At 69.7% G+C, this 14295-nt stretch carries 15 protein-coding genes; 3 read left to right on the top strand and 12 right to left on the bottom strand.

What is annotated here, in order from left to right:
* Nucleotides 1-67 precede the first annotated feature (67 nt).
* The 4 genes from B2284_RS14215 to B2284_RS14200 form a co-directional block, all read right to left on the bottom strand.
* Nucleotides 68-811, bottom strand: a complete 744-nt coding sequence (locus B2284_RS14215) for a VOC family protein (RefSeq protein ID WP_062255861.1) — start codon at nt 809-811, stop codon at nt 68-70.
* A complete protein-coding gene (locus B2284_RS14210; protein ID WP_062255911.1) occupies nt 808-960 on the bottom strand; it encodes a ribbon-helix-helix domain-containing protein in 153 nt (50 codons plus the stop codon). The genes B2284_RS14215 and B2284_RS14210 overlap by 4 nt, the downstream gene beginning before the upstream one ends.
* 142 nt (nt 961-1102) lie before the next feature.
* Nucleotides 1103-3907, bottom strand: a complete 2805-nt coding sequence (acnA, locus tag B2284_RS14205) for an aconitate hydratase AcnA (protein WP_115296308.1) — start codon at nt 3905-3907, stop codon at nt 1103-1105.
* 253 nt (nt 3908-4160) lie between these two features.
* Nucleotides 4161-5444 carry a class I SAM-dependent RNA methyltransferase gene (locus tag B2284_RS14200; RefSeq protein ID WP_286697675.1) on the bottom strand — a complete coding sequence of 428 codons (1284 nt, stop codon included), beginning with the start codon at nt 5442-5444 and terminating at the stop codon, nt 4161-4163.
* Between the two features lie 84 nt (nt 5445-5528).
* On the opposite strand from B2284_RS14200, the gene B2284_RS14195 reads away from it, so the two are divergent.
* On the top strand, nt 5529-6269 hold the full coding sequence (locus B2284_RS14195) for a potassium channel family protein (RefSeq protein ID WP_006945206.1): 741 nt from the start codon (nt 5529-5531) through the stop codon (nt 6267-6269).
* A gap of 41 nt (nt 6270-6310) precedes the next feature.
* Nucleotides 6311-7012: a potassium channel family protein gene (locus B2284_RS14190; RefSeq protein ID WP_062255865.1), complete on the top strand. Its 702-nt coding sequence runs from the start codon at nt 6311-6313 to the stop codon at nt 7010-7012.
* Nucleotides 7013-7043: 31 nt separating this feature from the next.
* On the opposite strand, the gene B2284_RS14185 is transcribed toward B2284_RS14190, so the two are convergent.
* The 8 genes from B2284_RS14185 to B2284_RS14150 all read right to left on the bottom strand — a co-directional run bounded on the left by B2284_RS14185 (nt 7044) and on the right by B2284_RS14150 (nt 12601).
* Nucleotides 7044-7817, bottom strand: a complete 774-nt coding sequence (locus B2284_RS14185; RefSeq protein ID WP_286697674.1) for a DUF3159 domain-containing protein — start codon at nt 7815-7817, stop codon at nt 7044-7046.
* Entirely contained in the window at nt 7814-8212 is a 399-nt protein-coding gene (locus B2284_RS14180) for a single stranded DNA-binding domain-containing protein (protein ID WP_074045422.1), read from the bottom strand. The genes B2284_RS14185 and B2284_RS14180 overlap by 4 nt, the downstream gene beginning before the upstream one ends.
* On the bottom strand, nt 8212-9078 hold the full coding sequence (locus tag B2284_RS14175; protein ID WP_074045423.1) for a DUF3710 domain-containing protein: 867 nt from the start codon (nt 9076-9078) through the stop codon (nt 8212-8214). Before B2284_RS14175 ends, B2284_RS14180 begins: the two co-directional genes overlap by 1 nt.
* A gap of 2 nt (nt 9079-9080) precedes the next feature.
* The gene (gene dut / locus B2284_RS14170; RefSeq protein WP_144693952.1) at nt 9081-9566 is read right to left on the bottom strand and encodes a dUTP diphosphatase; all 486 of its coding nucleotides are present in this window, start codon (nt 9564-9566) and stop codon (nt 9081-9083) included.
* 2 nt (nt 9567-9568) lie between these two features.
* Entirely contained in the window at nt 9569-9865 is a 297-nt protein-coding gene (locus B2284_RS14165; protein ID WP_006945221.1) for a DUF4193 domain-containing protein, read from the bottom strand.
* A gap of 99 nt (nt 9866-9964) precedes the next feature.
* A complete protein-coding gene (locus B2284_RS14160) occupies nt 9965-10843 on the bottom strand; it encodes an inositol monophosphatase family protein (RefSeq protein ID WP_286697673.1) in 879 nt (292 codons plus the stop codon).
* A 4-nt stretch (nt 10844-10847) separates the two neighbouring features.
* The gene (locus tag B2284_RS14155; protein WP_038567846.1) at nt 10848-11966 is read right to left on the bottom strand and encodes a ferrochelatase; all 1119 of its coding nucleotides are present in this window, start codon (nt 11964-11966) and stop codon (nt 10848-10850) included.
* A complete protein-coding gene (locus B2284_RS14150) occupies nt 11963-12601 on the bottom strand; it encodes a trimeric intracellular cation channel family protein (RefSeq protein ID WP_038567845.1) in 639 nt (212 codons plus the stop codon). The genes B2284_RS14155 and B2284_RS14150 overlap by 4 nt, the downstream gene beginning before the upstream one ends.
* 87 nt (nt 12602-12688) lie before the next feature.
* Between B2284_RS14150 and sepH the strand changes: the two genes are divergently transcribed.
* Nucleotides 12689-14295: septation protein SepH (sepH, locus tag B2284_RS14145; RefSeq protein WP_286697672.1), on the top strand; the 1607-nt coding region annotated here is incomplete at its 3' end.

Genomic DNA, 14295 nt, shown 5'->3' with positions numbered 1-14295 from the left:
GAGGTGATTCGCGCTCCATGGAGCGCGAATCACCTCAACCTCCCGCGCCGCCGAGGGGCCCGCGGCCTCAGACGGACGCAGCGTCGGCGAGTCGTTCGTAGCCGTAGAAGTCGCGCTGGCGTTCGTTCACCCAGACGCGAGGCCCGTCGGGGGCGCTGATGAGCGCGGTGCGCCCATAGGTCTCGTCGACGATCTCGACTTCCACCCCGGCCTCGCGACACAGGCGCTCGAGATCGTCGAGCGCGTCGATCTGGAACGACAGTGCGGCACCGCCCTCCCCCTCGTGGACGAGCACCTCGCCGCCGCCCGCCGCGACCATCTCGACGAAGGTGCCCGCGTCACTGCGCAGGACCGGGTGGAGACCCAACGCCTCGAACGCCGTGACGGTCGTGTCAATCTCGCCGACCAACGACAGCGGCGTCACCATGAGCGCACCCGGTCGTCGCGGCCCCGTCGGCACCCGTCCTTCGACGACGGCGACGTCCGGCCCCGCAGGGCCGCGGTGCACGTCGAGCACGCGGCCGAAGTCCTCCGTCACCATCGTTCCGCCAACCCCCACCGCGGCCAGGGCGCCGCGCGCGGCATCGAGATCGGCGACGACGACCTGCAACGCGCAGGAGCCGGTCGGCGCCTCGTCGGAGGCGGCATGCACGCCCAGCAACCCACCGCCCGACATCTCGAACTCGGCGTACTCGGGCGAGGTCACGACCGGGTCGCCTCCCAAGGCCCGCGCCAGGTCACTCCATCGCTCGGCATCGCCGGTGAACACGATCTGCCTCACCGCCACGCGCTGCGTGCCCTGCTCTTTCATCGCTTCTCCTCGAGGTAGTCGCTCATGACGTGCTCGACGAAGGCGGACAGGCTCAGCCCCTCGTCGATGCTGCGGTGCTTGATCTCTCGAACTAGGTCCGCAGGTAGGTAGACGTTGAACTGTGCCTTTTTCGGACGATTCTCGACCATCACCCCTCCTTGTTATCTTGCTAGCAATTTAGCATGGACGACGTTACCGCGCCAGAAGCAGGAAGTTGCTCGACACGACGACGCGGCCCGGCTCCCCGAAGGGGAACCGGGCCGCGTCGCTCGTGCAGGTGGGTCAGATCGCTCAGGCGGCGTTCTTCACCAGGTTGCGTAGCACGTACTGCAGGATGCCGTCATTGCGGTAGTAGTCGGCCTCACCGGGGGTGTCGATGCGAACGACCGCGTCGAACTCGATCGGCTCGCCGCCGTCCTTCGACGCGACGACCTTGACCGTCTTCGGCGTCGTGCCCTCGTTGAGCGCCTCGATGCCGGTGATCTCGAACGTCTCGGTGCCGTCGAGGCCCAGGTCGTCCGCGGTCTTGCCGGCCGGGAACTGCAGCGGCAGCACGCCCATGCCGATGAGGTTCGAGCGGTGGATGCGCTCGAACGACTCGGCGATGACGGCCTTGACGCCGAGCAGACGCGTGCCCTTGGCAGCCCAGTCGCGCGAGCTACCCGAGCCGTACTCCTTGCCACCGAGGACGACGAGCGGAACGCCGGCCTCCTGGTAGGCCTCGGACGCTTCGAAGATCGTCGTCTGCTCACCACCGTTGAGGAAGTTGCGCGTGAAGCCGCCCTCGACGCCGTCGAGGAGCTGGTTCTTCAGACGGATGTTCGCGAACGTACCGCGCACCATGACCTCGTGGTTGCCGCGACGCGAGCCGTAGGAGTTGAAGTCCTTGCGCTCGACGCCACGCTCGGCGAGGTACTTGCCCGCCGGGCTGTCGGCCTTGATGTTGCCGGCCGGGCTGATGTGGTCGGTCGTGACGGAGTCGCCGAGCTTCGCGAGCACGCGAGCGCCCTTGATGTCGGTGACCGGCGTCGTCTCCATCTTCATGCCGTCGAAGTAGTTCGGCTTGCGCACGTACGTCGACTTCTCGTCCCACGCGAAGGTCTTGCCCTCGGGCGTCTGCAGGCTCTGCCAGCGCTCGTCACCGGCGAAGACGTCGGCGTACTCCTTCGTGAACAGGTCCTTCTTGATCGCGCCCTTGATCGCGGCGTCGACCTCCTCGGCGGACGGCCAGATGTCCTTGAGGAACACATCGTTGCCGTCGTCGTCCTTGCCGATGGCGTCGTTCTCGAAGTCGAAGTCCATCGTGCCGGCCAGCGCGTAGGCGATGACGAGCGGCGGGGAGGCGAGGTAGTTCATCTTGACGTCGGGGCTGATGCGGCCCTCGAAGTTGCGGTTACCCGACAGGACGGCCGTCGCGGTGATGTCGTTCGCGTTGATCGCGTCCGAGATCTCCTGCTCGAGCGGACCCGAGTTACCGATGCAGGTCGCGCAGCCGTAACCGACGAGGTAGAAGCCGACCTTCTCGAGGCTCTCCCACAGACCGGCGGCGTCGTAGTACGCGGTGACGACCTTCGAGCCGGGCGCCATCGACGTCTTGACCCACGGCTTGCGCGTCAGACCCTTGTCGGCGGCCTTCTTCGCGAGCAGACCGGCGGCCATCATGACCGACGGGTTCGACGTGTTCGTGCACGACGTGATCGAGGCGATCGCCACGTGACCGTGGTCGAGCGTGAACGAGCGACCGTCGTTCATCTTCACCTCGACCGGCTTCGAGATACGGCCCTCGGCCGACGGCACCGCGGCCTCGACGGGCGTGACGGGCGTGGAGTTGTCGGCCTGCTCGTCGCTGCCCGGCTGCATCGGGTCGGAGGCCGGGAACGTCGTGCCCTCGACGCCGTTGCCCTCGACACCCGAGGTGTAGCTCGGCAGCTGCTCGCGGAACGTCTTCTTCGACTCGGACAGGATGATGCGGTCCTGCGGGCGCTTCGGGCCGGCGATCGACGGGACGACGTCGCCGAGGTCGAGCTCGAGGTACTCGGAGAAGCGGGGCTCGTTGCTCGGGTCGTGCCACAGGCCCTGCTCCTTGGCGTAGGCCTCGACGAGAGCCACCTGCTCGTCGTCACGGCCCGTCAGGCGCAGGTAGTCGAGCGTGACGTCGTCGATCGGGAAGATCGCACACGTCGAACCGAACTCGGGGCTCATGTTGCCGATCGTCGCGCGGTTGGCGAGCGGAACCTCGGCGACACCGTCGCCGTAGAACTCGACGAACTTGCCGACGACGCCGTGCTTGCGCAGCATCTCGGTGATCGTGAGGACGACGTCCGTGGCTGTGACGCCCGGCTTCGTCGAGCCCGTCAGCTTGAAGCCGACGACGCGCGGGATGAGCATGGAGACTGGCTGGCCGAGCATGGCCGCCTCGGCCTCGATGCCGCCCACGCCCCAGCCGAGCACGCCGAGGCCGTTGACCATCGTCGTGTGCGAGTCGGTGCCGACGCAGCTGTCGGGGTAGGCCTTACCCTCGCGCACCATGACGGTGCGGGCGAGGCGCTCGATGTTGATCTGGTGGACGATGCCCGTGTCCGGCGGGACGACCGCGAACTCGTTGAACGCCGTCTGGCCCCAGCGCAGGAACTGGTATCGCTCCTCGTTGCGCTGGTACTCGATCTCGATGTTCTTCTCGAACGCCTGCGGGTTGCCGAAGTCCTCGATGATGACGGAGTGGTCGATGACCATCTCGGCCGGGGCGAGGGGGTTGATCTTCGCCGGGTCGCCGCCGAGGTCGCCGACGGCCTCACGCATCGTGGCGAGGTCTACGACACAGGGAACACCGGTGAAGTCCTGCATGATCACGCGCGCCGGCGTGAACTGGATCTCGGTGTCGGGGTCGGCGTTCTCGTCCCAGTTGCCCAGAGCAGCGATCTGCTCCTTCGTGACGTTCGCGCCGTCCTCGGTGCGCAGCAGGTTCTCGAGGAGAACCTTGAGGCTGTACGGGAGGTTCTTGCTGCCCTCGACCGTGTTGATGCGGTAGATCTCGTAGCTGTTCGAGCCAACCTCAAGGCTGCCCTTTGCTCCGAAGCTGTCCGTGCTCTGACTCACGCCGACTCCTTCGTCTGTTGCCTGGGCACGCACCCCTCGGGCACGCGTCCCGCGTCATTTATCTTGACGTCAAGATAATCAAATCACACGCCGGGAACGGGCCTCAGCAAAGGCATGCCTAACTTCGACAGCCCCGTCGTGACGCCGCTCTCACGATCGATCGTAGGCCGATCCGACGCGCCTGTCTGCCCGTGCGCACACTTGGTCGCGCCTGTTCCTGCTCACTGCCGTCGCGCCGAAGAACGGCTGACGATCAACCCCGCGGACGCAGCGTCGCGATGCACTCGATGTGCTGCGTCATCGGGAACGCGTCGAAGCCGCGCAGGTTCGTCAGCTCGTACCCGTGCGACACGAAGTAGCCGAGGTCGCGCGCGAGTGCCGCCGGGTCGCACGCCACGTACGTGACGACGCGCGGTGCGAGGCCGACGATCGTCGCGACGACATCGCGTCCGGCACCGGCGCGCGGTGGGTCGAGGACGACGACGTCGGCGCGCTCCAGCGGCAGGCGCGCCTTCTCCACGGGTGAGGTGACGAGGTCGACGTGGCGCGCACCGCCCATGTTGGTGCGCGCGTGGTCGACTGCGTCCGCGTCGGCTTCGACACCGACGACGCGCCCGTCAGGCCCGACGAGGTCGGCGAGCGCCCGCGTGAACAGGCCGACACCGCAGTACAGATCGAGGGCGCTCTCCCCCGGCTGCGGGTCGGTCTCGTCGATGACGGCGTCGAGGAACGTCGCCGCGGCGCCCGGGTGGACCTGCCAGAAACCGCGGGCACTGACGTCGAACTCCGCACTGCCGTGCGCCGATTCGACGACCTCGCGGACGGTCGGCGTGATCTCACCCTTCGGCTGAGGCAGTTCGATGCCGATGATGTCGTCGCCGACACTCGGGCGCACCAGGTCGAACCCGGTGACGCCGGCGTCGAAGCGTTCGTGCAGGGCGGGTGTGAACCCGGCATCAGCGATGAGGCAGTCGTCGATCTCGACGAGGCGGTGCGAGCGGTGCTCACGCAGTCCGGCCACGCCACCGTCGACGGCGAGTTCCAGGCGGGTGCGCCAGCGCAGACCCTCGGCTATCGGGCCGTCACCGGGCAGGGCCTCGACGGTGAAGTCGGGGAAGCGTGCGTCGACATCGAGCTTCGCGATGCGGGCGAGCTGTTCGCGCACGACGTCGGCCTTGAGGCGGCGCTGCGCGTCGAGACTCGCGTGCTGCCAGTCGCAGCCCCCACACAGGCCCGGCCCGGAGAACGGGCACGGCGGCGTCACCCGATCCGGTGAGGCGCTGAGGATCTCGATGGCGTCGGCGCGCAGGAACTTGGACTCGCTCGTGCCGTCCGTGATGCGCGCGACGACGCGCTCCCCCGGCAGCGCGTGCCGCACGAACACGACGCGCCCGTTGTGACGCGCGACGCACTGACCACCGTGCGCGACGTTCTCGACGTCGAGCTCGAGGCGCTGCCCCTCCATCGCAATGCCCTTGCGAGTGCGTCGACGGTTCTGCGCGCTGCGGCGCCCGGGTGCGGTGCGAGAGGTTGCCATACGCCCCAGGGTTCCTGTCGTCGCCGCGAAACGCAACGAAGGTGGGCTTGGCTCGGATGGACACGGCTTCGATAAGGTCGAAGCGTGCACTACGTCATCATGGGTTGCGGTCGCGTCGGCTCCTACCTCGCGCGCAACCTCCAGGACGCCGGCCACTCCGTCGCCGTCGTCGACCGCGACGAGGCGGCGTTCCGTCGCCTGCCGAGCTCGTTCGAGGGCAGGCGTGTCGTCGGCATCGGTTTCGACCGCGACACCCTCGTCGCCGCGGGCATCGAGCAGGCGTATGCGTTCGCCGCCGTGTCCAGCGGCGACAACTCGAACATCCTCGCCGCACGCGTCGCGCGCGAGACGTACGGCGTCGACCACGTCGTCGCCCGTATCTACGACCCGGGCCGCGCCGAGATCTACGAGCGCCTCGGCATCCCCACCGTCGCGACGGTGCGCTGGGCCGCCGACCAGGTGATGCGGCGGCTCGTACCGCAGCAGGCCGTCACGGTCCACCAGGACCGTACGGGCAGCGTCAGCATCGTCGACATGCCCGTGGACGCCGCGTGGATCGGCACCCGTTACCGCGACCTCGAAGCCGCGACGGGCACGCGCGTCGCGTACGTCGCGCGCACCGGCACGGCGCTGTTGCCACGCGAGGATCTCGTGCATCAGGACGGCGACACCGTGCATCTCGTCCTCGCCACCCGCGACGTCGAGCGTGTCGAGGCCGTGCTCGCGGCACCGCCGTCGAGCATCACGGGTGTGCGCCCTGCGTCGTCAGGAACCGCGTCGTCCGGACATGCAGAAGCGTCCAACCCGACGACCCGCCGGCCCTGAGTCGACCCGCCGCCCGTCCGATCCGAACCGAAAGGCCCAGCATGCGCGTCGTCCTCGTCGGAGCAGGCAGCGTCGGGCGTTCCATCGCCCGCGAACTACTGCTCAACGACCACCAGGTGCTACTCATCGACAAGTACGCTCGCGAGTCCCGCGTTCAGTCCATTCCGGAGGCCACCTGGCTGCTCGCCGACGCGTGCGAGGTCACGACGCTGCACGAGGCCCAGCTCGAGGCAGCCGACGTCGTCGTCTGCGCGACCGGTGACGACAAGGTCAATCTCGTCGTCTCTCTGCTCGCCAAGACCGAGTTCGGCGTGCCGCGCACCGTCGCACGCGTCAACAACCCGAAGAACGAGTGGATGTTCGACGACGGCTGGGGCGTCGACGTCGCCGTCTCGACGCCGCGGCTCATGACGGCGCTCGTCGAGGAGGCCGTCAGCGTCGGTGACCTCGTGCGTCTGTTCGAGTTCCAGCAGGGCAAGGCGACGATGGTCGAGCTGACGCTGCCCGCTCACGCGCCGTTCGTCGGCAGCCGCGTCGACGAGGTGCACCTGCCCGCCGACTGCGTGCTCGTCGGCATCATCCGCGACCAGCTGCCCATCGCACCGAGCCCCCACGACACCCTGCATGCCCTCGACGAACTGCTGTTCCTCGCGACCCCGTCGGCCGAGCGCGAGCTCGCGGCGACGCTGACGGGCCGGCGCCCCGAGGAGATCTCGACGGTGCACTCCGGCCCGCAGGCCTGAGGCCGCTCTGGGCTCGCGGCAGCGACGTTCGTCAGCGACCCTCGTCGACCTCGGCGGGCCGGATGTTCCTCCCGCGCCCGAGGTTCTCCTCACGGGCGATGTCTTCGACGTGCTCGGCGTGTTCAAGGCGCTCGTGGCCCTCGGGGTCGTCGTGCAGCAGCGGGTCGTGCGACTCGAGCGGCGTCTCACCCTTGACGAGCAGCAGCACCATGAGCCCGAGCGCCGCGAGGTACAGCGGCCAACCGAGCACGATCTTGCAGACGCCGAGCGCGGTGACGTCGTCGGCGAGGTACAGCGGCACCATGACGGCGAGACGGATCGCGAACAGCGCGGCGAACACCCACGTCAGGCGCGTGCAGACGCGCACCATCGAGCGGCTGCGCTGCCATGCCGTCGGGTCGTCCTTGAGGTTCGGGTCGCCGCCCGCGACGATGAAGCCCACGAGCGGCCAGCGCACGGCGATCGACAGCACGCTGATCGCGAGCATGACGGCGCCCTGGATGAGCCCAGGCAGGAACACGTCGGAGGCGTGCCCGGAGCGCTTCGCGAGGAACGCCGCGAGGGCCGTCGCCAACGCCGCCATGAGCACGAACCTCAGCGTCTGACGCTGCACGAGACGCAGCAGCGCGGCGAGGACGAGAACGGCGCCGGCGGCCAGCAACGCGGCGTTGAGGTTCTTCGTCGCCGTCCACACGATGACGAAGGCGACGGTCGGCAGCGCGGCCTCACAGGAACCGCGCCAGCCGCCCATCGCGGTTGACAACCGCTCGCGGATGACGGCCTCGACGGTGTTCGGTGCGTTCACGGCTGCTCCTCGGTGCGTGGGCTCGGCACCAGTTCGTACGCGGGGTTGAAGATGGCAGGCCGGGTGCGGTGCGTCGCGGCAAGACCGCGCGCCCGCACGGCGACACCGGGCTCGATGCCGCCGATGTGGCGTCGCCCCAACCACACGAGCGCGACCTCGTCGCCGTCCGCCTCACGGACCTGGGCGACGACGGCGGGCACGTGACCGTCCGCGGCTCGCTCGTCGACGGAGGCGATGACGCCCTCGACGACGCGCGGTGTGCGCACCGGCGCGAGGCCCGGCATCGACACCGGTTCGCGTTCCGGTGGCGAGTCGAGGCGGTGCGAGCCTCGCCGACGCTCGACGCGGCGTCGCAACCCGGTGGGCGCGACGCGGCGCGCGAGCCACGGACGCATCAGCGGGTCTCCGTGATCTCCGGGCCGCGCTCGAGGGGGCCGACGGTGGGGGCGTCGGTGTGCTGCTCGTGCTCCTGCGCGCTCGCCTGAGCCTGCGCCATGAGCTCGGGCGGCAACGTCAGTTCGAGCAGTTCGCGCGGGGCGCGCGGGTCGGAACCACGGTGCACGACGACGGTACGGACGAACTCCATCGCGCGGGATGCGGCCTCGTCGTCAGTGGCTGCGTCACCGGAGAGGACGGCGCGCAGGAACCAGCGCGGGCCGTCGACGCCGACGAAACGAGCCGGCGAGAACGTCGTGCGTCCGTCGGGTCCCTGGCTGGGCATCCGCACGTGCAGTTCCGTGCCGAGCGGTCCGTCGACCTCCTCGGCCGTGCCTCCGCCGGCGACGATCGCCTCGGCGATCTCGCGCCGGATGCCGTACCAGACGCCCGTCGTCTTGGGCGCGGCGAACACCTGCAGCTGCACCGCAGACGTGCCGGCCTCGCCGAAGACGGCCGTCATGCCCGTGAGGGTCTGGGACGTCTCGTCGACGTCGAGGCGCAACTCGATGTCCGCGGTCGGCACGAGGCGCAGCGAACCGAAGTCCATCTCATCGCGCGTCGGGGCCGAGGCGGAGTCGAAGGGGCCGTCGCTCAGGTCGACCTCCTCCCGCGGACGCAGCTTCGAACGGCGTCGGCGCGCAGCCTCGTCGTCCTCGGCGCTCGGCTCGTCGAGGTCGACAGCGTCGGCATCGAGGTCGCCGGCGTCGAGGTCATCAACGTCCGTGGAAGCGTCGTCAGCGGGCGTGGTCGGTTCGACCTCTTCGCTCGTCGCAGCGTCCTGCGCCGCGTCGGCGCCCTTCTTGCGTCGTCCGAAAACGGCCATGTTCACTTTCCCTCTCGCTGGGGCGCGCGCCCCGTGTCGAAACCACCGCTGGAGCCGTGGCCGGATTCACCGCGTTGCGTGCTCGTCAGCGATTCCACGTGCTCGAACACCACGTGCTCGACGCGCTGGATGACGAGCTGGGCGATGCGATCGCCGCGTGAGATCGTGAAGGACTCGCGCGCGTCGGTGTTGATGAGGTTGACCTGGATCTCGCCGCGATACCCCGAGTCGACGACGCCCGGTGCGTTGAGCACCGTGATGCCGTGGCGCGCCGCGAGCCCCGAGCGGGGGTGCACGAAACCGGCCCAGCCAGGCGGCAGTGCGAGCGCGACGCCCGTCGGGACGAGCGCACGGTGGCCGGGCGCGAGCGTCAGGCCGATGCGGGCACGCAGGTCGGCGCCCGCATCGCCGTCGTAGGCGTAGGCGAGCGGATCGAGACCGGCGTCGAGCTGGAGCACCTCGACGTGCAGGGCTTCGGCGGCACTCATCCTCAGGCGCAGTCGCTGCAGACCGGCAGGCCGCCGTCTTCCTCGGCGAGCTGGCTGCGGTGGTGGACGAGGAAGCACTTGCTGCAGGTGAACTCGTCGGCCTGACGCGGCAGGACTCGAACGGACAGCTCTTCGCCGGACAGGTCGGCTCCCGGCAGCTCGAAGCCTTCGGCGTGCTCGGTCTCGTCGACGTCGACGCTGCCGGACGACTTGTCGGTGCGCCGGGACTTCAGCTCCTCGATCGAATCCTCGTTGACGTCGTCGTCGTTCTTGCGGGGGGCATCGTAATCAGTTGCCATCAGTGTTCTTTCTTCGCTGCGTGCGTGAGGGTGGGCGAAGCGCCCCCATCACTTGATTCCCCGCTGTAACGCGCGGCTGAGCCATTTTGTGCCCGCATACTAACGCGCCGCGGGGAAAAGGCAACCGCGAAGCGCCTCGTGAATCTTCGGGGTCGACGCGACGGCCATGGTCTTACCCGCGAATAGCCCGGGCATGCCGCTCATGAGAGCGCCCGCCTCGGTTGCGATGACCTGGCCGGCGGCCTGATCCCAGGCGTTGATCCCCGACTCGTAGTACGCGTCGAGAATGCCCTCCGCGACGAAGCACAGGTCGATGGCGGCCGCGCCGGCGCGACGCACGTCACGCACCCGCGGCAGCAACGATGCGAGCATCTGCCCCTGCTCGCGGCGTTTGTCGGCCTCGTAGCCGAACCCTGTGCCGACGAGGGCAAGCTCGAGCCGCTTGCACCCGCTGACGGCGAGCGGGCGTCGCCGTCCCGCCCGGTCGACGACCTCGGCGCCCTGGCCGTGGCCCGCAACGTACGTGCGATCCAGCTCCGGCACCGCGACGGCGCCCGCGACCGGCAGCCACGCGCCCTCGCGGGCGGTGTCGCCGACGCACACGGCGACGGAGACGGCGTAGAACGGGTGGCCGTAGAGGTAGTTGACGGTGCCGTCGATCGGGTCGATGACCCACGTCAGCCCGGACGTGCCGGCGCTCGCTCCGTCCTCCTCACCGAGGATGGCGTCGTCGGGGCGCGCCGCGGCGATGCGCGCGCGCAGCACTTCTTCGCTGCGCCGGTCCATGACGGTGACAACATCGACCTCGCTCGACTTCGTGTCGGCGACGCCGAGCGCGTCGGGGCGTTCGTCGACGATGAGCTCGCCCGCCTCGCGCGCGAGGTCGAACGCGAGATCGCGCAACACGCGCACCGTCGCGTCATCCGGCACGAGGTGCGTCAGCGCGCCGAGGCCGTGCCCGCCGGCCTGTTCGCTCACCGCGTCAGTCCCGGCCGCACAGCGCGGGCTTCGCGGCACGCAGGTTGGGGCAGCAGCCGGGTTCGCAGACGCTGGGTCGCGCCTCGCCGGGCCACGCGGGGTGCTCGGGCGATTCGCCGCGTGTCTCCGCGGCGCGTTCCTCGAGCAGGTCGACGAGGCCGTGGACGAACTCGGGGTCGACGCCGACCGTCGGCACGCGACGCATCGTCAGCCCCAGGCGCTCGGCGGTCTCGGCGGCCTCGGTGTCGAGGTCGAACGCGACCTCCATGTGGTCGGAGACGAACCCGATCGGCGCGACGACGACGTGCGTCACACCGCGCTCGGCGAGGTTCTCGAGGTGGTCGTTGATGTCCGGTTCGAGCCACGGCTGCGACGGCGGGCCCGAACGCGAGCAGTACACGAGCGCACCTTCGAGCTCGCGTGACAGCGTCGCGTTGGCCTCCGAGAGGATCGCCGCGCCCAGCTCGTCGTGCTGCTGCCAGTACAGGTTGCCGTCGCCGTCACCGGGGCCGGAGGTGTCGTCCATCGCGAGCGGTATCGAGTGGGTGACGAACACGACCTGCACCTGCTCGTCGGGAACGCCCGCGAACTCACGCAGGGCGTCCGTCACGAGGCGCGTGTTGGTGCGCGCGAAGCTCGGGTGCGTCGCGAACTGACGCACCTTGTCGATGCTCAAGGCGCCCTCGGGGACGCTGCCGTCCTCGGACAGCTCGTGCGAGGCCGCCGCGAGATCCTCGCGGTACTGACGGCACGAACTGTAGGAGGAGTAGGCGCTCGTCGTCAGCGTGACGACGCGGCGCGCGCCGCCGGCGTACGCCTCGCGCAGCGTGTCGGCGAGGAACGGTTCGGAGTTGCGGTTGCCCCACACGATCGGCGTCGTGATGCCGCGACGCTCGAACTCGGCGCGCAGCGCCGCGATGAGGGCACGGTTCTGATCGTTGATGGGGCTGCGCCCACCCATGATCTCGTAGTGGTGCGCGACGTCGGCGAGCCGCTCGTCGGGGATGCCGCGCCCGGCCGTCACGCGGCGCAGGAACGGCATGATCTCGTCGGCCTTCTCGGGGCCGCCGAACGAGGCGAGCAGCACCGCGTCGTAGGGCTCGAGGGCGTTCGCTTCGGTCATGGGCGATCTCCTGTTCGAAGGGGCTGCGGCGCGTTGAGGTCGAGGATGACGGCCACGATGCGCAGCACGAAGACGATGACGACGCAGCACCACAGTACGGGCACGCTGTAGTGGTGGCTCTCGTGGGCCACGACGACGAGGGACGAACCGAGCAGCGCCGGCACCGCGTACAACTCGCGGCGCAGCACCTCGGGGACCTGGCCGACGATGACGTCACGCATGAGCCCGCCGCCGACGGCCGTCAGCACGCCGACGAAGATCGACGTCGTCGCACCCATCCCGTACGACAGCGCCTTGATCGATCCGGCGACGCAGAACAGGGCCAGGCCCGCGGCGTCGAGGATGCGCACGAGGCGCGCGATGCGGCTCACCTCGGGGTGCAGGACGAACGCACAGATGCCGGCGAGCAGGCAGACGCCCATGAGGCGCCAGTCGCTGACGCCGACGGGCGGCGTCTGGCCGATGAGCAGGTCGCGCAGCACCCCACCGCCGAGGCCTGACATGCCGGCGAGGACGATGACGCCGAGTACGTCGAGGCGTTTGCGCACCCCGACGAGCCCGCCCGACAGGGCGAAGACGAAGACGCCGACGAGGTCGAGGACGAGCTGCAACGAGTGGCTTTGCGTGAGCACCATGGCAGGCGACACGCTACCGCGGGCGGGGCGGCCTCCCGGAATCGTTCGTGGGAGCATGGCAGGGTAACGCCCAAGGTCTGGTTACGGATGGAGTTCGTCGTGCAGGAATTGCGTTTGGTGGGGGTCGCGGAAGACGGGGCGAACCTCCTGCTCGCCGACGGTGACGGCGGGCGCTTCACCCTCGCCATCACCGACGAGTTGCGCACGACGATCCGGCGCGATCGTAGTGAGCCGGCCAGCGCCGACCGCCAGGCCAAGCAGGAGAACCCGCTGCGTCCGCGCGACGTGCAGGGCCTCATCCGCGGCGGCGTGCCGCTCGAGGAGATCGCCGAGCGCGCCGGCTGGTCGCTCGAGAAGGTGCAGCGCTACGAGGGCCCGATCCGCGCCGAGCGCGACTACGTCTCCGAACTTGCCCAGAGGGTGCAACTGTTCGGTCGCGGTGAGACGACGACGCTGCGCGAGCGCGCCGACCGCCGTCTCGCCGAACGCGGCGTCGAGGCCGAGCGCGTCGTGTGGGACAGCTGGAAGAACGACGACACGCACTGGACCGTCATCGTGCGTTTCCCCGCAGGCGGCCGTCAGCGCGAGGCGACGTGGCTGTTCGACCCGGTCAACCGCGCGCTGCGCACCGTCGACGACGAGGCCCGCTGGCTCGGCGGCGACGAGATCGCCGCGGCCGACGAGGATTCCCCGGAGCGTCAGAAGGCCGCCGCCCGCAAGGGCGGCGCCCGCACGCACCGTGACGCGCCCGTCTACGACGTCGAGGCCGAAGGTGGCCTCGCCGAGGCCCAGGACCCGCACCTCGGTGCGCGCCTGTCACCCTCCGACCCGCGCGCCGGCGCCGGTGACCTCACCGCGTCGATGCGTGCACGTCAGGCCAGCCGCGGCCGTGGCCGCTCGTCGTCGCAGCGTTCGAGCGGCGGCGCGGGCACGACGTCGGCGACGTCACGGGCCACCCAGTTGCCGGCGTCGATGGCACCGACCGAACGCACCGAGCGCATCGACGTGGGCACGACTCCCCCGCCGCTGCCCTCTCACCCGCGTCCCGAAGAACTCAGCGAATCCGGCGACGAGTCGCGTGAGGCGCCCGTGAATACCGCTGGGGGCGAACGTGATTCGTCGGGTCGTGACGGCGAAGCCGTCACGAGCGATGCGGTGACGACGAGTGCCGCGGGTTCTGGTGCCGACGCTCGGGGCGTGACCGGCGCGAGCGACGACGACTCGCACGCCGGCGCGCAGAGTGACGACACGAACAGCGAGACGTCGCGCCATGAAGACGTCGACGAGGCGTCCGGCAAGGCCGCGCGCGGCTCCCGTCGTCGCAAGTCGCGCCGCCCGCGCGCCCGCGTCGAACAGGCATCTGTGCGTGGCGCACTGCGCCATGACGACGACGAGCACGACGAGTCGCTCTTCGGCGAACTGCCCGGCCACCACGACGGTGGCGACGTCTACGAGGACGACGCCATCGGCGCGGAGCACGACGGCGAACACGAGTTCGATGACGTCGCGACCGACTCGTCCGCGGAATTCGACGAGGAGGTAGCGGCACAGGCCGAGAACGAGTCTTCCGACGATGCCGAGAAGAGCGCGTCGGCGGCCGACGAGGAGACCTCCGGCACCGACACCCGCGAAGCTGCGCCGACGAAGAACGACACCACGTCGAAGGACGCGTCGTCGAAGGGCACCTCGAAGGG

Source organism: Dermacoccus sp. UBA1591, assembly GCF_002322065.1.
Classification (GTDB): Bacteria; Actinomycetota; Actinomycetes; order Actinomycetales; family Dermatophilaceae; genus Dermacoccus; species Dermacoccus nishinomiyaensis.
Note: the sequence above shows the minus strand (reverse complement) of the source record. Positions and strands in the feature narration are given on the sequence as shown.